This window comes from Cryobacterium algoricola (genome assembly GCF_004402485.1).
GTDB lineage: Bacteria > Actinomycetota > Actinomycetes > Actinomycetales > Microbacteriaceae > Cryobacterium > Cryobacterium algoricola.
In genome coordinates, this window is the sequence record NZ_SOFG01000019.1 from 90,319 (window position 1) to 107,636 (window position 17,318).

Sequence of the window (17,318 nt, forward strand, 5' to 3'; positions counted from 1 at the left end):
CACGCCCGGGCGCGCAAGCGGTGAGCGGGGCTACTTGAGGGAGACGCCGAGGCTGCGACCGGAGAGGCCCCGGGCGCGGGAGAAGAGCCGCTCGGCGACCGCGTCGATCGCCTGGGCCGCCGGGTCGAGCGGGTCGCTCAGCACGACCGGGCGACCGTCGTCGCCTCCGGTGCGGAGGGGAACGCTGAGCGGCACGCTCGCCAGGAGCGGCACCGGCGTGTCCTGGCCGGCCGAGAGGCGGCGCGCGACCTCCGCGCCGCCGCCGGCGCCGAAGAGTTCGAGCATGCTGCCGTCCGGCTGGAGGGCGCCGGACATGTTCTCGATGACGCCGAAGATCGTCTGCCCGGTCTGGCGGGCGACGACGCCGCTGCGTTCGGCGATGTCCGCAGCGGCGGGCTGCGGGGTCGTCACGACGATGACCTCGGCCTGGGGGAGAAGCTGGCCGATCGAGATCGCGACGTCGCCGGTGCCGGGCGGCAGGTCGAGCAGCAGCACGTCGAGGTCGCCGAAGTAGACCTCGGTGAGGAACTGGGTGATCGTGCGGTGCAGCATCGGCCCGCGCCAGGCGACCGCGACGCCGCCGTCCTCGACGAACATGCCGATCGAGATGACCTTCACGTCGTAGTTGATCGGCGGCAGGATCATGTCGCCGACCCTGGTCGGTTTGACGGCGGTCCCCTTGGCGCCGTCGACGCCGGGCGTGACGAGGCCGAGCAGTCCGGGGATGGAGAAGCCGTAAACATCCGCGTCGACGACGCCGACCTTGAGGCCGCGGGCGGCGAGCGCGACGGCGAGGTTCGCGGTGATGGTGGACTTGCCGACCCCGCCCTTGCCGCTCGTGACGAGGTAGACCCGGGTGAGGGATCCCGCACCGAACTGCGTCGTGCGCGCGGCCGCCCCACCGCGGAGCTTCTCGGTCATCGCGCGGCGCTGCTCGCGGGTCATCACGCCGACCGACACTGTGATGGCGCCGGGCCCGGCGACGGACTCCGCCGTCTCGAGCACGTCCCGTTCGATCTGGCGGGCGGCGGGGCATCCGGCGATCGTGAGTAACAGGTCGACGGTGGTGTGGCCGTTCTCGGTGCGCACCCCGGACACCATGTCGAGGTCGGTGATCGGCTTGCGAATCTCCGGGTCGATCACCCGGGTGAGCGCGGTCATGACCCTGGCGGCGATTCCGGAGGCATCAGCGGATGCCGCGTTCGATGCCGTGCCCGGCGCCGTGGGCGAGTCAGCGGCCAATCGGGGGTCGCTCCTCGATGATCTTGGCGGATGCGGCCGGTGCCCCGGGTCCCGCGGGTGTCTCTGCCGGCGCAGGCTCGACGCTTCGGGCCGTCGCGGTGGCGGTCGCCCGGCCCTGATCTGCCGCACGGTCGTGGTCGTGATCATGGTCGATTTCCCGGTCGCGGTCGCCCTTGCGGGAGCGCTTGCGGCCGCGCTTCTCCTCGTCCTCGCGCTGTTCGAGGTTCTCGAGGAGGGCGCGGAGCTCGCTGCGCAGGAAGTCGCGGGAGGCGAGGTCCTTCATCCCGAGGCGGAGGGCGACGACCTCGCGGGCGAGGTACTCGGTGTCGGCGAGGTTGCGTTCGGCGCGCTGCCGGTCCTGTTCGAACTGCACCCGGTCGCGGTCGTCCTGGCGGTTCTGGGCAAGCAGGATCATCGGGGCGGCGTACGAGGCCTGCATCGAGAGCACGAGGGTGAGCGCGATGAAGCCGAGGGCGACGGAGTCGAAGCGCCACGCGACGGGGGCGAGCGTGTTCCAGCCCATCCAGAAGAGGACGAAGAGCGTGAGTCCGAGCAGGAACCACGGGGTGCCCATGCCCCGGGCGATGGCCTCGGTCAGCCGGCCGAAGCGGTCGCTCGACGGCCGGTCGCGATTGCGGTTGCGGTTCCTGGTGCGGGACAGGGGAGCGACGCGCAGGCCCTTGGGCGAGTCGAGGCGCTGATCCGAGCGATCAATTCGGGCCATTGCCGGTCCTCCGTCCGTTTGGGAGCGGGATGCTTCCCGTCTTCAGCTCGCTGCGGGCGGCTGCCCTGCGGCGTACATCGTCATTGCCGTCGTGACTTCGCCAGTCGTCGGGCAAGAGGTAGTCGAGGACATCGTCAATTGTCACCACCCCGACGAGTCGGTGGTTGTCGTCGACAACGGGGACGGAGACGAGGTCATAGCTCGCGAGGATCCGGGTGACCTCCGCGGCGGAGGTGTCAGCGGTGACGGGGTCGAGACCCTGGTCGAGCAGCGTGCCGAGACGCTCGTGGGGCGGGTAGCGCAGCATCCGCTGGAAGTGCACCATGCCCAGGAAACGACCGGTCGGCGGCTCGTACGGCGGCAGGGTGACGCAGATCGCCGCACCAAGAGCCGGGGCGAGGTCGTGGCGGCGGATCAGGGCGAGGCCCTCCGCGACGGTCGCGTCGGCGGAGACGATGATGGGCTCCGTCGTCATCAGGCCGCCGGCCGTGTCCGGCGCGTAGGTGAGCAGGAACCGCACGTCGTCGGCTTCTTCCGGCTCCATCAGGTCGAGCAGCTGCTCGCCGTGCTCCTCCGGCAGCTGCGCGATGAGGTCGGCCGCGTCGTCCGGCTGCATGTGGTCGAGTACGTCGGCGGCACGGGCGTCGCCGAGCCGGGTGAGGATGGCGACCTGTTCGCTCTCGGGCATCTCCTCGAGCACGTCGGCGAGGCGGCCGTCGGGGAGCTCGCTCGCGACCTCGTGCATCCGCTCGGGGGGAAGATCGAGCATCGTGTTGGCGAGGTCGGCGGGCTTGAGGTCGGAGTATGTCGCGATGAGCTGCTCGGCGGACTGGGCCTGACCGACGGTGGTCTTCTCGCGGACGTCGCTCCAGGTGGCGAACGTCGTCGCGCCCTTCGCGAAGAGGGACACGCTCGCCTTGGGGCGGCGGACGAAGAGCTGGGCGATCTCCCAGGCCCCCTGCTTGGTCTCCTCGATCGAGACGTCCTCGACGGTCGCCTCGCCGGAACCGTTGTTGAAGACGACCTCGCGGCCCAGGAGCTCCGCGATGACGCGGACCTCGCCGCCGCGCTGTTCGAAGCGGCGCACGTTGATCAGGCCGGTCGTGATGATCTGGCCGGAGCCGATGCTCGTGACCCGGCTCATCGACACGAAGACGCGGCGTTTGCCCGGGATTTCCACGATGAGTCCGACCGCGAGGGGCGGATCGTCTTTTCGATAGACGACGAGAACGTCGCGGACCTTGCCGACGCGGTCTCCCGCGGGGTCGAAGACGGAACACCCGGCCAATCGGGCAACGAAGACTCTGGTGGCAGTCACGTTACAAATGTAGGCCACCTGTAGCCCTTCGGCGTGCTGTGGGAGAATGGGTCCATGAGTAATCAGAACCCTTTCGGCAATCGCGGTCCCGCCCTGTTCCCGGTTTTGCCCAAGGGCGAGGTGCTCGCGACCTATGAAACCTACGCAGAGGCGCAGGCCGCCGTCGACACCCTCGCGAAGGCCGATTTCCCGGTGAAGCAGCTTTCGATCGTCGGCAACGACCTCAAGACCGTCGAGCGGGTCACCGGGAAACTGACCTGGGGTCGCGTTGCCCTCGCCGGGGCGGCCTCCGGCGCCTGGCTCGGGATCTTCTTCGGCCTGCTGTTCTTCATCTTTTCTCCGACCGGGGCCGGCCTGCCGTTCGTGCTCGCCGCGGTGCTGATGGGTGCGGGCTTCGGGATGCTGTTCGGAGTGGTGAGCTACGCGCTCAACCGCAGGCGCCGCGACTTCACCTCGACCATGCAGGTGATGGCGAGCAGCTACCAGATCATCGTGGAGGCCGCCCTTGTGAACAAGGCGCGCAACCTCCTGCACGGCACCGCGGAGCCGGTGGTCGTCCACCAGGCCGATCCGGAGCCCGCCCAGCCGGCCCAGCCGGAGCCGTCGGCCCCGTCGGCCCGCCCCGACCAGCCGGCACCGCCGTACGGCCAGTTTGCGCCGCCGGCCGCCACCCCGACCCCCGAGGCCGCGCCCACCGCATCCACTGACTAGCGCCCACGCACGCTCGCGAAAGCGGGTGAATCGTCGGTTTGACCTCGTGAGAACGACGATTCACCCGCTTTCGCGGCGGGGTTAGGCGGTGAGAGTGGCGATCCAGGTTTCTACGTCGTCCGCGCTGCGGGGGATGCCGACGGACAGGTTCTCGGCGCCCGTCGCCGTGATCAGCACGTCGTCCTCGATGCGGACTCCGATACCGCGGAACTCGAACGGAACGGTGAGGTCGTCGGGCTGGAAGTAGAGGCCGGGTTCGATCGTGAAGATCATCCCGGGCTCGATCACGCCGTCGAGGTACATGTCGCGCCGCGCCTGGGCGCAGTCGTGCACGTCGATGCCGAGGTGGTGGCTCGTGCCGTGCACCATGTAGCGGCGGTGCTGGCCGTTCTCGGGCTTCAGGGCCTCCTCGGCGGTGACCGGGAGCATGCCCCACTCCGCGGTGCGGCGGGCGATGACCGCCATGGCCGCGGCGTGGACATCGCGGAAGATCGCGCCGGGCTTCGCGACGGCGAAACCGGCATCCGCTGCCTCCCGTACGGCCTCGTAGACGCGACGCTGCACGGGGGAGAAGGTGCCGTCGACGGGGAGGGTGCGGGTGACGTCTGCGGTGTAGTAGCTGTCGACCTCGATACCCGCGTCGAGCAGGATCAGGTCGCCCGGGTTGAGCGGGCCGTCGTTGCGGGTCCAGTGCAGGATGCACGCGTGCGGGCCGGAGGCCGCGATCGTGTCGTAGCCGACCGTGTTGCCGTCAACCCGCGCGCGGGTGTTGAAGACGCCCTCGACGAGACGCTCGCCGCGTTCGTGGGCGCTCGACCGGGGCAGGTCGCGGATGACGTCCTCGAAGCCGCGCCCGGTGGCCGCGATCGCGAGGCGCATCTGGGCGATCTCGTAGGAGTCCTTGACGAGGCGCAGCTCGGACAGGTCGCGGGCGAACCGGTCGTCCGCCTCGTGCTCGCCGTTGACCTCGAGGCTGAACGGGGAGTTCGTGGCGTTGTCGCCGAGCACCTTGTCCGCGGCGAAGCGGAGGCGGCCCTCGTCGACGGCCACGGTGAAGGCCGGGTCGGCCTCGCGGATGACGAGGGTCGTGGTGTCGACGAGGGTGAGCACGGCGTCGAGGTCGGCGATGCCGCGCACGGTGACGGCGAGGTCGCTCGCCACCTGGGCGATGGAGGGGCGCGGGCCGATCCAGAATTCGCCGATGTCGGCGTTGGCGTAGAACTCGTCGGAGTCGCGTCCGGCGCGCTCACGGAAGTACAGTGTCGCGTCGTGCCCGGTCGCCGTCGGCTCGAGCACGAGGACTGCTCCGGGCTCGGAGTCGCTGCCCCAGCCGGTGAGGTGCGCGAAGGCGGAGTGGGCGCGGAAGGCGTAGTCGGTATCGTTCGAGCGCTGCTTGAGGCGCCCGGCCGGAACGATCAGGCGCTGCCCCGGGTACATCGCGGAGACGCGAGCGCGCCGGGCCGCGGCGAACGGCGCCTGCTCACGGGCCGGAGGGAGCGTGTCGACGCGCTCCGCCCAGCCGCTCGAGATATAGGACTTGAAGCCGTCCGACCCCGGCGTCGTGGAACGGTTCTCGTTCGGGCGGGGCTTGGCGGTGACGGTGGGCACGGTTTCGGTGGAATTGGCCATGCTCCCATTGTCCCATTGCCCGCTGGCTGTCCCGCGAGTATCGCCGGGACGCGGCCGGGCTGCGGTCGACCGGTGGCCGCTCCCGCCGCAACTAGCATGGGGTCATGGCAGGCGAACGGCAATTCAGGGGTCCCATCGACCTGCACGCGCACTCGAGCGTCTCGGACGGCACGGAAACCCCCTCCCAGCTGGTGCGGGCCGCGTCCGCGGCCGGTCTCGGCACCGTCGCGCTGACCGACCACGACTCCACGGCGGGCTGGCACGAAGCGGCGGCGGCGGCCCGCACCGCCGGAATCACGCTCATTCCGGGAATGGAATTCAGCACCCGGGTGTCGACGGCGAGCGTGCACCTGCTGGCATACCTCTTCGATCCTTCGGATGCCGGAATCGTCGCCGAGACGGCGCGGGTGCGGCAGGCCCGCCTCGTCCGTGCCGAGGAGATGGTCGAACGGATCGGCGTGGACTACGCGCTGACCTGGGACGACGTTCTCGCCCAGACCACACCGGATGCCACGGTGGGGCGCCCGCACATCGCGGATGCCCTCGTCGCCCGAGGCTTCGCCCTCACCCGGAGCGAGGCCTTCGCGGGCATCCTGCACTGGGAGTCCGGGTACTACCAGCCGCACTATGCCCCCGACCTGGTGCGCGCCGTCGGCCTCGTCGTCGCGGCGGGGGGCGTGCCGGTCATCGCGCACCCCGCGACCCGCGGCGCGGGCGACGTGATCCCGGAGGCCCGGCTCGCCCGGCTCGTGGACGCCGGGCTGTTCGGGCTCGAACTCGAGCACCGGGAGAACAAGACGGCCGCGAAGGCGCGGCTCTATTCGCTCGCGACCAAGTACGGGCTCGTCGTCACGGGGTCGAGCGACTACCACGGCGAGGGCAAACCGAACCGTCTCGGGGAGAACACCACGACGCCCGAGGTACTCGACCGCATCCTGAAGCAGGCGACCGGCTCTGAGCCCGTCTTCGCCTAGACCCCCGTGAGGTGTCGCAGATCGAGGTTCGCGCGCTGCGGGAACCTCGATCTGCGACACCTCAGCGAGATACGTGCTGCGGATGCTGCGGGTTGCGGCACGCAGAAGGGCGCGCCCGCCGAAGCGGACGCGCCCTGTTCTGGCGACGGAATCTGTCGGCAGCGGCGGCTGGAGGCCAGAGCGGCTAGTTGGCTCCGCCGGCTGCGGGGGCGGAGCGGCGCGAACGGCTGCGCCGGCGCGGGGCGCTGTTGCCGTCGTGGTGCTGGGCTCCGCCGCCGTCGTGGGTGCCCGCTGCGGGGGTCACGGCGGGAGCATCGGGGTTGGTGGTCTGGCTGACGCGGGTGCGGGTGCGTGCTGCGCCCGAGCGGCCGGCGTCCGCGGTGCGGCCCGAATCCGAGCGTGCACCGTCGCCGCCGCGGCCCGATCCGCCGGAGCGGCCGGCGCCGCCGGTGCGCCCGGCTCCACCCGAGCGTCCGTCCGAACGACCGGAGTCCGAGTGACCGGTTCCCGCGGAGTGCTCGCGCACGGGGGAGATGCGCAGGCGGCCCTTCGAGCCGACCGGGATGTTGAGGTCGGAGTACAGGTGCGGTGAGGACGAGTACGTCTCGACGGGGACCGGAACGCCGAAGTCGAGCGCGGTGTTGATCAGCGTCCACTTGTGCATGTCGTCCCAGTCGACGAACGTGACCGCGATGCCGGTCTTGCCCGCGCGCCCGGTGCGTCCGACGCGGTGCAGGTACGCCTTCTCGTCCTCGGGGATGGTGTGGTTGATCACGTGGGTGACGTCGTCGACGTCGATTCCGCGAGCGGCGACATCCGTTGCGATCAGGATGTCCTTCTTGCCGGCCTTGAACGAGGCCATCGCGCGTTCGCGCTGGTCCTGGTTGAGGTCGCCGTGCACTGCGGTCGCGTTGAAGCCGCGGTCGCCGAGCTCCTCGACGAGCTTGGCTGCTGCGCGCTTGGTGCGGGTGAAGATGACGGTCTTGCCGCGGCCCTCCGCCATCAGGATGCGGCCGATGACCTCGTCCTTGTCCATGCTGTGGGCGCGGTAGACGATGTGCTGGATGTTGGCCTGCATGAGGCCCTCGTCGGGCTCCTGCGCACGGATGTGGATGGGCCGGTTCATGAAGCGGCGGGCGAGGGCCACGATCGGGCCGGGCATCGTCGCGGAGAAGAGCATGGTGTGCCTGGTCGACGGCGTCTGGGCGAAGAGCCGTTCGATGTCGGACAGGAAGCCGAGGTCGAGCATCTTGTCCGCCTCGTCGAGGACCATCTCGCGCACGTTGGCGAGGCTGAGTAGGTGCTGGCTCGCGAGGTCGAGCAGGCGGCCCGGGGTGCCGACGACGATCTGGGCGCCGGCCTTGAGCTGCTCGATCTGACCCTCGTAGGCCTTGCCGCCGTAGATGGACACGATCTTGGTGTTGCGGTTCTGCGAGGCCATCTCGAGGTCTTCGCTGACCTGCACGCACAGTTCGCGGGTCGGAACGACCACGAGCGCCTGCACGCCGGGCTCGGGGTCGAGGCCGAGACGCTGGATGAGGGGGAGACCGAAGCCGAGGGTCTTGCCGGTGCCGGTCTTGGCCTGGCCGATGATGTCCTGGCCGCTCATCGCGAGCGGGATGGTCTGGAGCTGGATCGGGAACGGCTCGAGGATGCCTTTACTGGCGAGAGCGTCAACCAGGTCCTGGTCGATATTGAGTTCGGAGAAAGTCACGAAAGTTTGCCTGTCATTAGCTGGAAACGGAAATGCGCCCGTCTTCTGCCTCGGGCACCAGCCACCGATCCACGCCGATGGCTTGTCTCACCTTACCGGGAGCTGTCTGGGAAGCAGCCGAAGCCACGCGGGCAGGCGGGTGTCCGGCTGCGCGGACGACGCGGCTCTGACCTAAGCTGGGCTGGTGTTCTCCTGGTTTGATGGGCGCGCCAAGCGCGTCGAGATAATCCCCCGGCTCACCACCCGGGGGGAACGTCCATCGACCACGAAAGTGGACATCAAGGACCTCACCCCCGAACTGCTGCCCTTCCTGGGCCAGTCCGCGTACTTCGAGCTCGGCGTCTTCGAGAGCCTCGCCCGCGCCGTCTTGATTGCGCCGGACCTTGCCGCCAAGCAGGCGCTCAGCACCGCAGCCGGGCGGGCGCTCTCCAAGCATCAGGGCCTCGTCGCCGAGATCCGCCGCCGCGGAGCGGAACCCGCAGACGTGATGGCACCGTTCGTCCCTGCCCTCGACGCGTTCCGCGCCGAGATCACGGGCGCGGACTGGACCGAGCTGCTGCTGAGCTGCTACCTCGCCGGTGGACTGCTCGACGATTTCTTCATCCGGCTCTCCGACGGGCTTCCCGGTGAGGTCGGCCCGCGGATCGCGCACCTCCTCGGCGAGGACGCCGGGGCCGCGATCCTCGCGACCCAGCTCGCCGCAGCGATCGCCACGGATGCTCCGCTCGCCTCGCACCTGGCCCTCTGGGGCCGTCGGCTGGTCGGGGACACCCTGCTGATCGCCCGCTCCGCCCTCGCGTTCGCGGGCACGACGGACCAGGCCGGAGTCGTCACCGTCGCCGGTCCCGCCGAGGAACGGATCGAGCCGGTCTTCACCGAACTGATCGCCGCGCACACCCGGCGGATGGACGGCCTCGGCCTCACCGCCTGAGCCCGCCGTCGCGGCCGAGCTTGAGCGCGGGTGTTGCGCCGCTGCGCGGGTGGCGCACCGCACGCGCAGCGGCGGAACACCCGCGCTCGGCAGTGAAGCCTAGGCGCGGGCGGGGTGACCCGTGCGCATCAGTTCGTGCAGCATCCGGGTGTCGCCGGCGACGCGTGAGCGCGCGAGGGTCGTGCCCGAAACGACGGATGCCGCACCGGCGATGATGAGGGTGGCCCACCAGATCCAGCCACCGTCCCACGTCCAGCCGGCCCACGTCAGTGCCACCCAGACGACCATGGCGACGATCGTGCCGATCGCGGGAAGCAGCACGGCGCCGTGGTTCGTGCGCCCGGGGAGCACGTACCGTGCCGCGAGGCCGAGGACGGCCCCGCCGAGCGCGGCGAAGAGGAGTTCCATTCCGGGTCTACGCGACGAAACCGACGCGACGGGACTCCTCGGAGCCCAGCTCGACGTAGGCGAGGCCGATCGTCGGGACGATGAAGACCCGGCCCTTGCTGTCGGCGAGCTTGAGGTACCCGGTCGAACCGGAGAGGGCGGCGGCTACCGCTTCCTCGACCTCGGTCGCGGCCTGCGACGTCTCGAAGCTGATCTCACGGGGAGAGTTGAAGATGCCAATGCGGATATCCACCAGATGCGCCTTTCGTTGCCTAAGCGCCCAGAGTACGACAGAACGGCGGGGCAGCCGGACAGCGTTCACTGTCGGCGCAACCCGCTAGCTTTGAAAACGTGACCAGCCCCGGAATCCCGACCCTCTCCCGCGCTGTTTCCGCGCTCCCCTTCCCCCTCGATGACTCCCAGCGGGTGGCGCTCGGCCTGGCGGACGGGGTCTCGGCCGCCCTCATCGGCGCACCGGGCACGGGGAAGACCACGACCCTCATCGAGCTCCTCGCCGAACGCGTCCTCGAGCGCGGGTACGCCCCGGGGGAGGTCCTCCTGCTCGTGCCGACCCGGGCGGGCGCCACCGTGCTGCGTGACCGGCTTGCCCTCCGCCTCGGCGTCCCGACCAACGGCCCGCTCGCTCGCACGGCGAACTCCGTCGCGTTCGAACTCGTGCGCGGCGCCGAGGCAGCAGCCGGCGGCCAGGCGCCCACGCTGCTCACCGGCGGCGAGCAGGACCAGATCATCGCCGAACTGCTTCAGGGCGACTTGGACGACGGCGGCCCCCTCGATGCGGTCGGGGCGGTTCCGTCCGGTCCGGCCTGGCCGCCGACCCTCGATCCCGGCGTGCGCCGGTTGCGCGGGTTCCGCACCGAACTGCGCAACCTGATGATGCGGGCCGTGGAATACGGGATCACCCCCGCTCGCCTCGCCGAGCTCGGCACCACGACCGATCGCCCGGAGTGGGTCGCGGCGGCGAACTTCATCCGTGGCTACGACGAGGTCAAAGACCAGAGCCGGCCGGGCCAGTACGACTCCACCGAGCTCGCCGGTTTCGCTGCGGCCGTCGTCGCCGCCGCAGCGCCAGGAGCCGCGGGCGCTGCGACCCTCGGCACCCTTGCCGGCCTCCGCCTCATCGCCGTCGACGACGCCCAGGAACTGAACCGGGCCACCCTCACCCTGCTCGCCCAGTTCGCCGCCCGCGGCGTCGCGATCGTGGCGGCAGGAGACCCCGACATCACGACGGGCTCCTTCAACGGCGCCCACGCGGATGCCCTCGGCCGGCTCTCCTCCTACCTGGCCCCTGGCGCACCGCTCGTCACGACCTTCGTCCTCGACACCGTGTACCGGCATGGGCCCGGCATCCGCGGCGTCGTCCGGGAGATCACCCACCGGATCGGGACGGCGTCGGCGGGCACCCAGCGCCGCGCCGCGTCCGTCGGTGCCCCTGCCGACGAGACAGGCGGCGACGGGACAGGCGGCGACGAGCGCGGCTCCGCTGAGACCGGTAGCGCCGCGACGGGCGCCGTCGGGACCGGTGCAGTCGAGACGGGCACCCACACGACAGGCACCGACACGACAGGCACCCACACGACAGGCGCCGACGAGCCCGGTGCAGACGCTGCCGGTTCCGTCGTTGCCGATGCCGACGATGCCGTCGTTTCCGGTGCCGCCGGATCCGACGCCGGGGCGCCCGCCGCCGCTTCCGTCGAGACCCTCCTCGCCGCGAGCCCGGCAGACCAGCTCGCACTCATCGCCGGTCGGCTGAGGGAACGACACGTGCTCGACGGCCTGCCCTGGGGGCGCATGGCCGTGATCGCGCGGAGCGGTTCGGCCATTCCGGCACTCGCCCGCGGCCTCGCCGCCCTCGAGGTGCCCACCCAGGTGCCCTCCGCCCAGACCGCGCTCCGCGACGAGTGGGCGGTGCGGGCGTTCATTCTCGCCCTCGAGGTCACCCTCGGCCGCCGTCCGCTCGACGCCGAAGCGGCGACCGAACTCCTGCGAGGCCCCCTCGGCGGCCTCGACCCGATCACCCTGCGCCGCCTGCGTGCTGCCCTGCGTCAACAGGAACTCAGCCAGCCGGAGCCCGACCAACTGGAACCCGGCCAGCCGGAACCCGGCCAGCCGGAACCCGGCCAGCCGGAACCCGGCGATCACGCGTCCGGCCGGTCGGAGTCCACCCGACCGGAAACCGGCGCGCCCGCGAGCACGGCCGGCACCCGCACTGCCGACGAGCTCCTCGCCGCCGTCTTCGCGACGCCATCGCTGTTGTCCACGATCGACAACCGCACCGCCCGCCGCGCGGCGAGCTGCGCGGAGAGCCTGCTCACGGCAGCCGTCGAATATGAGGCGGGCGCCACGATCGAGGAATTGCTCTGGGGCCTCTGGCAGCGCAGCGGCCTGGCCAGGGAATGGCTCGAGCAGTCCGCAGGGATCGGCATCATCGCCGACGAGGCCAACCACAACCTCGACGCCGTCGTGGCCCTGTTCTCCGCGGCACAGCGCTACGTCGAACGCACCCCGGCGGCCCCGCCGGTGCTCTTCCTCGAACACCTCGTCGACACCGACGTCCCCGAGGACACCCTCGCCCCTCGCGCCCTCGGTGACGCCGTCACCGTCTCGACCCCGAACGGGCTGATCGGCCGTGAGTTCGACCTCGTCGTGATCGCGAACGTGCAGCAGAACGTCTGGCCGGACCTCCGCATCCGCGGCTCGCTGCTCGGTGCGGGCGACCTCGCCGCGCTCGCCTCCGGACGCGACCCCCGCGGCGGCGACGCGCGCACCGAGGTCCTGCACGACGAGCTGCGGATGTTCGCCCAGGCCGCGAGCCGGGCCCGCACCGAACTCCTCGTCACGGCGGTCGACAACGAGGAGAACGAACCGTCGGTGTTCCTCAAGCTGCTGCCACGGCCGACCCCGGCGGCGGGGGCTGACGGTACCGACCCCGCCGGACGCTATCCGGTGTCGCTCCGCGGCCTCGTCGGCCGGTTGCGTCGCGACCTCACCAGGGGCGTACCGACGGGTTCCCCGTCCGACCACCCGGACTGGTCGGGACGCGCAGCGGATGCCGCGGCGACCCTCGCGCGGCTCGCCGCGGCATCCGTGCCCGGTGCGGACCCCGGCCAGTGGTACGGCCTCGCCGAGCCCAGCACGGTGCAGGCCCTCAACGACCCGGCCGCCGGCGACGAACCCGTGCGGGTCTCCCCGTCGAAGATGGCCGCCGTCGAGACCTGCCCGCTGCACTGGGCGATCGGTCGGCTCGGCGGCGGCAGCTCCAACACGGCCGCGAACCTCGGCACGATCATCCACGCCGTGATGGAGGAGTCGACGGACCGCCGCCCCGAAGCGCTGTGGCAGGCGGTCGACGAACGCTGGGGAGAGCTCCGCTTCGACGCGGAGTGGCAGTCCGAGGTGCAGCGCGCCGACGCGCGAAACCTCACCGACCGGCTCGCCTCCTACCTGTTCGACTTCGAACACGCCGGCGGTGAACTCCTGAGCGCGGAGGGCAGCTTCGGCTTCGACGTCGACGGCGCCTGGCTCACCGGCACCGTCGACCGGGTCGAACGCCTCGCTGACGGCAGCGCCGTCATCGTGGACCTCAAGACCGGGCGGGGAGACCCCGTGAGCGACGCGGGCGTCGCAGACCACCCGCAGCTCGGCGCCTACCAGCTCGCCTTCCAGGAGGACCGGATCGAGGGCGTCGCCGCGGGGACCCCGCTCGCGGGCGCCCGCCTCGTGATCGTCTCCTCCGGCACCGTCAAACAGAACTACCGTAACCCCACCCAGGCCACCTTCACCGCGGAGCAGCTCCTCGCCTTCCGCACCAGGGTCGGCGCCGATGCGGCGCTCATGGGCGGGGCGACCTTCGTCGCCGAGCTCGCGACGCACTGCCTCGACCCGCGCTCGCACGGAGCCTGCCGCATCCACATCATCGGGCAGGTCAGCTCGTGAGCCAGAACGGAACGCCCGTGCACCAGCATCCGAACCGTCCGCACCACCCGGTCAGCGCCCTCGAGATCGCCGCAACGCTCGGCATGTTCCCACCGACCCCCGAACAGCGGGCCGTGATCGAGGCCCCGCTCGCGCCGACCCTCGTCGTGGCAGGGGCCGGCAGCGGCAAGACCGAGACCATGGCCAACCGGGTGCTCTGGCTGCTCGCAAACGGCCTCGCCCGCCCCGACCAGATCCTCGGGCTCACCTTCACCCGCAAGGCGGCCGGCGAACTCGCCGAGCGCATCGGCGACCGCATCGCCCAGCTCGACGCCCAGGGGCTGTTGCCGGCGCCCACCCCGGCCGTTGGCGAGGAGGCCACCGGCGAGCTCGTCGACTCAGGCCTGTTCAACACCCCGACCGTGTCGACGTACAATTCGTTCGCGAGCCGGCTCTTCACCGACAACGCCCTCCTTCTCGGCCGCGAACCCGAGTCCGTGCTGCTCACCGAGACGAGCGCCTGGCTCCTCGCCCGCCGCGTCGTGATCGAGCACGGTGACCGCAGGCTGGTGCCCTGGGGCAAGAGCCTCGACGCCGTGACGGATGCCGTGCTCCGGTTCAGCCGTCTGCTCGCCGAGAACCCGCCGAACCTCACGACCGGTCTGGCGACGGGCGTGCCAGGCGCGGACGCTCCCGACCGCCCCGGGCACGATCTGGCCGGCCTCGCCGCCGGCTTCGCCTACCTCGAAGACCTTCCGTACGGCAACCCGCGCAAGAAGGTCCCGTACGCCTCCGTCGTCGACTCGCTCGCCGCGGTCGCGCCGCTGCCCGTGCTCGCCGAACTCGCCGGCTGGTACGACCGGGAGAAGCGCCGGCTCGGCCTGATCGAATTCTCCGACCAGGTCGCCCTCGCCCTGCAGGTGAGCCAGCGGGTTCCGCGGGTGGTCGCCGGGTACCGCGACCAGTACCGGGTCGTGCTGCTCGACGAATACCAGGACACCTCCGTGCTCCAGACCGAACTCCTGCACACCCTCTTCGCGAGGCACCCGGTGATGGCCGTCGGCGACCCGCACCAGTCCATCTACGGCTGGCGCGGCGCGAGCTCCGCGAACCTGCTCGCCTTCTCCGCCGACTTCGACCCGGACGCCCGTTCGGAGCACCGGGTCACCCCCTCGATGTCGCTCTCCTTCACCTGGCGGAACCCTCGCTCGGTGCTCGACGCCGCGAACACCCTCGTCGCCCCGCTCAGCGAGGCCCTCCGCCGCCGGACGGACGGCATCCAGGTCGAGACGCTCAAGGTTCCGGACGGCACCCGGCCCGGCGCCGTCTCCGCGCACCTCGCCGAAACAGCCACCGACGAAGCCCAGACCGTCGCCCACTGGTTCGCCGGGCGGCTCGGGTCCGGCAGCGACAAGTCCGGCGCCATCCTCTTCCGTGCGCGGCGCGACATGGACTTTTTCGCCGGCGTACTCCGCGCGAACGGCGTCAGGGCCCACGTCCTCGGCCTCGGCGGGCTGCTCTCCACCCCGGAGGTCACCGACGTCGTCAGCGTGCTCCGGGTCGTGCACGATCCCTCGGCGGGAAGCGAGCTCGTCCGGTTGCTGAGCGGTGCCCGGTTCCGGGTCGGACCGCGCGACCTGCAGCACCTCGCCGCCGTCTCGCGCTGGCTCGCCGCCCACGACTGGGCCCAGAAGGCCGTCAGCCGGGAGCTCACCGAGAAGCTCCGGGCGTCCGTCGCCGACGACGAAGGGGCGTCCCTCGTCGACGCCCTCGACTTCGTCGCGGCGGCGCCGCCCGGCCACGGCCAGCTCGCCGGCTTCACCGACGTCGGCCGGGAACGGCTCCGGGCGGCAGGCAGGCTCCTGGCCTGGTTGCGCTCCCGGGCCGGTCTTCCGCTGCTCGACTTCGTGCGCCTCGTCGAACAGGAACTCCTCCTCGACGTCGAACTCGTCGCGAACGAGAACAACAGCCTCGGCCTCGCGAACCTCTACGCCTTCCACGACACGATCTCCGACTTCCTCGCGAGCGACGAGCTCGGCACCGCGGCGAGCTTCCTGCGCTGGCTCGGCCGGGCGGAGCTCGCCGACGACATGGGGCCGCGCGCCGAAGTGGCCGAACAGGGCACCGTTCAACTCCTCACCATCCACGGTGCCAAGGGTCTCGAGTGGGACTACGTCGCCATCCCGAACCTCACGGACAAGAGCCTGCCGGCCCCCGCCCGCGAGGTCACCGGCTGGATCCGCTTCGGCGAGCTGCCGTACCCGTTCCGCGGCGACCACGCCGAGCTGCCCCAGCTGGACTGGACCGGCCACGACAGCCAGCTGTCCTACGACCTCGCCTTCCAGGCATACAAGGCGGAGCTCGCCGACCGGCACGACGATGAGGAACGACGGCTGATCTACGTCGCCACGACCCGGGCCAGGCACGAACTCCTGCTGACCGGCTCGTTCTGGGGATCCGGCTCGACCGTGCGCGCCCCGAGCCGGTACCTCGTCGAGCTCGCCGAGGCCGGCCTCATCGATGCCCTGCCCGAGGCGAGCGCCTTCGACGAGAAGCCCGCCCCGGAGGACGGCCTCACCCCGGCCTGGCCCTTCGACCCGCTCGGCACCCGCCGGGCCGTCGTCGAAGCGGCCGCCGCCGGGGTGCGCGCCGCCGCGAACGATCCGGACGCCCCGGCCCGAGAAACGCGCTGGTCCCACGTGGTGACCCTGTTGCTCGAGGAACGCGCGCTCCGCCTGGGCGCGGGCACGGTCGCGCCGCTGCCCGCCCGCATCCCCGCCTCGCGGTTCAAGGACTACGTCGACGACCCCGACCGGGTCGCCGCGCAGGTGCGCCGCCCGATGCCCGAACGGCCGTACCGGGCCACCCGGCTCGGCACTCTCTTCCATTCCTGGGTCGAGCGGAGGGCCGGCGGCCTCCTCGGCGGGGACCGGATCGACGCCGGGCTCTTCGAATCCGACGACGACACGGATGCCGACGCGTTCGACCTCGACCTCGACCAGAACCAGCCGCTCGAGCAGGCCCAGCTCGAACGCCTCCAGGCCACCTTCGAACGGTCGCCCTGGGCCGGCCTCAAGCCGGAGGAGGTCGAGATCGAGATCCACTACGTGCTCGCCGGGCAGGTCTTCATTTGCAAGCTCGACGCGGTGTACCGCACCGAGTCCGGCTTCCAGGTCGTCGACTGGAAGACCGGCCGGGCGCCGAAGAACGCCGCGGACCTCGAACTCAAGCAGACCCAGCTCGCGCTTTACCGGCTCGCATACGCGAGCTGGAAGGGCATCGACCCCGAGACGGTCGACGCGGTGTTCTACTTCGTCGCCGACGACACCGTGGTCGCCCCCGAGCGGCTCTACTCCGAGGCGGACCTCGTGGCGGCGTGGTCCGCCGTCGTGTCCCGCACGTCAGTGCCCGAACCGGAGTCGGCGCCGGTGTCCCCGCCGTCGCCGACGATGTCGATCGCACCGGTCGTGTCGGCCTCGTCGGAGAATTCGCCGGTCTCGAAGTCGGACAGCCGGTAGGCATCCGTATGCATCGCGGCGGCCGGCGCACGCTTCACCGCGGCGTACGGGGTCGCGGCGAGCAGGCTCTCGACCTCAGACACGTTCAGGATCGGGCCGGTCTTCGGGGACAGCGGGTGCGAGGTGGCGTGGTGCACGTTCTCGACCAGGCCGTCGAGCATCGCGACGGCGTCATCGACGATGCCTTGATTGCGGGTGTCCGTGCCGTGCAACAGCCAGCGCGCGAGCTCGAGCTCG

12 protein-coding genes are annotated in these 17,318 nt (G+C 71.1%); 5 read left to right on the forward strand and 7 right to left on the reverse strand.

From position 1 onward, the window contains the following. Positions 1–30: 30 nt before the first annotated feature. The 3 genes from E3O44_RS14855 to E3O44_RS14865 form a co-directional block, all read right to left on the reverse strand. Complete coding sequence (locus tag E3O44_RS14855) at positions 31–1,161, reverse strand: Mrp/NBP35 family ATP-binding protein (protein ID WP_134535591.1); 1,131 nt, start codon at positions 1,159–1,161, stop codon at positions 31–33. A 70-nt stretch (positions 1,162–1,231) separates the two neighbouring features. Then, positions 1,232–1,966: a DUF1003 domain-containing protein gene (locus E3O44_RS14860; RefSeq protein WP_134535557.1), complete on the reverse strand. Its 735-nt coding sequence runs from the start codon at positions 1,964–1,966 to the stop codon at positions 1,232–1,234. Then, complete coding sequence (locus tag E3O44_RS14865; protein WP_134535558.1) at positions 1,953–3,284, reverse strand: magnesium transporter MgtE N-terminal domain-containing protein; 1,332 nt, start codon at positions 3,282–3,284, stop codon at positions 1,953–1,955. The genes E3O44_RS14860 and E3O44_RS14865 overlap by 14 nt, the downstream gene beginning before the upstream one ends. 54 nt (positions 3,285–3,338) lie before the next feature. On the opposite strand from E3O44_RS14865, the gene E3O44_RS14870 reads away from it, so the two are divergent. Further along, complete coding sequence (locus tag E3O44_RS14870; protein WP_134535559.1) at positions 3,339–3,995, forward strand: YflT domain-containing protein; 657 nt, start codon at positions 3,339–3,341, stop codon at positions 3,993–3,995. A gap of 81 nt (positions 3,996–4,076) precedes the next feature. On the opposite strand, the gene E3O44_RS14875 is transcribed toward E3O44_RS14870, so the two are convergent. Then, positions 4,077–5,624 (reverse strand): aminopeptidase P family protein, encoded by a 1,548-nt coding sequence (locus E3O44_RS14875; protein ID WP_134535560.1) that lies wholly within the window; start codon positions 5,622–5,624, stop codon positions 4,077–4,079. A gap of 104 nt (positions 5,625–5,728) precedes the next feature. Here E3O44_RS14875 and E3O44_RS14880 point away from each other — a divergent pair, with 104 nt between their 5' ends. Further along, entirely contained in the window at positions 5,729–6,598 is an 870-nt protein-coding gene (locus E3O44_RS14880; RefSeq protein ID WP_134535561.1) for a PHP domain-containing protein, read from the forward strand. 184 nt (positions 6,599–6,782) lie between these two features. Here E3O44_RS14880 and E3O44_RS14885 read toward each other — a convergent pair whose 3' ends face one another. Further along, the gene (locus E3O44_RS14885) at positions 6,783–8,312 is read right to left on the reverse strand and encodes a DEAD/DEAH box helicase (protein WP_134535562.1); all 1,530 of its coding nucleotides are present in this window, start codon (positions 8,310–8,312) and stop codon (positions 6,783–6,785) included. Between the two features lie 184 nt (positions 8,313–8,496). On the opposite strand from E3O44_RS14885, the gene E3O44_RS14890 reads away from it, so the two are divergent. After that, positions 8,497–9,243 (forward strand): ferritin-like fold-containing protein, encoded by a 747-nt coding sequence (locus tag E3O44_RS14890; RefSeq protein WP_241976349.1) that lies wholly within the window; start codon positions 8,497–8,499, stop codon positions 9,241–9,243. Positions 9,244–9,342: 99 nt separating this feature from the next. Here E3O44_RS14890 and E3O44_RS14895 read toward each other — a convergent pair whose 3' ends face one another. Both E3O44_RS14895 and E3O44_RS14900 read right to left on the reverse strand, forming a co-directional pair. Further along, positions 9,343–9,651 (reverse strand): hypothetical protein, encoded by a 309-nt coding sequence (locus E3O44_RS14895; protein ID WP_134535563.1) that lies wholly within the window; start codon positions 9,649–9,651, stop codon positions 9,343–9,345. Between the two features lie 7 nt (positions 9,652–9,658). After that, entirely contained in the window at positions 9,659–9,883 is a 225-nt protein-coding gene (locus E3O44_RS14900) for a DUF3107 domain-containing protein (protein ID WP_134449555.1), read from the reverse strand. A 98-nt stretch (positions 9,884–9,981) separates the two neighbouring features. On the opposite strand from E3O44_RS14900, the gene E3O44_RS14905 reads away from it, so the two are divergent. Continuing rightward, positions 9,982–13,584: a UrvD/REP family ATP-dependent DNA helicase gene (locus E3O44_RS14905; protein ID WP_134535564.1), complete on the forward strand. Its 3,603-nt coding sequence runs from the start codon at positions 9,982–9,984 to the stop codon at positions 13,582–13,584. After that, positions 13,581–17,081, forward strand: a complete 3,501-nt coding sequence (locus tag E3O44_RS14910; RefSeq protein ID WP_241976350.1) for an ATP-dependent DNA helicase — start codon at positions 13,581–13,583, stop codon at positions 17,079–17,081. The genes E3O44_RS14905 and E3O44_RS14910 overlap by 4 nt, the downstream gene beginning before the upstream one ends. Positions 17,082–17,318 lie beyond the last annotated feature (237 nt).

Excerpts from the sequence above, each read along its gene's own strand:
- E3O44_RS14855 (WP_134535591.1), bottom strand. The coding sequence starts at position 1,161 with ATGACCGCGCTCACCCGGGTGATCGACCCGGAGATTCGCAAGCCGATC.
- E3O44_RS14860 (WP_134535557.1), bottom strand. The coding sequence starts at position 1,966 with ATGGCCCGAATTGATCGCTCGGATCAGCGCCTCGACTCGCCCAAGGGC.
- E3O44_RS14870 (WP_134535559.1), top strand. The coding sequence starts at position 3,339 with ATGAGTAATCAGAACCCTTTCGGCAATCGCGGTCCCGCCCTGTTCCCG.
- E3O44_RS14875 (WP_134535560.1), bottom strand. The coding sequence starts at position 5,624 with ATGGCCAATTCCACCGAAACCGTGCCCACCGTCACCGCCAAGCCCCGC.
- E3O44_RS14880 (WP_134535561.1), top strand. The coding sequence starts at position 5,729 with ATGGCAGGCGAACGGCAATTCAGGGGTCCCATCGACCTGCACGCGCAC.
- E3O44_RS14895 (WP_134535563.1), bottom strand. The coding sequence starts at position 9,651 with ATGGAACTCCTCTTCGCCGCGCTCGGCGGGGCCGTCCTCGGCCTCGCG.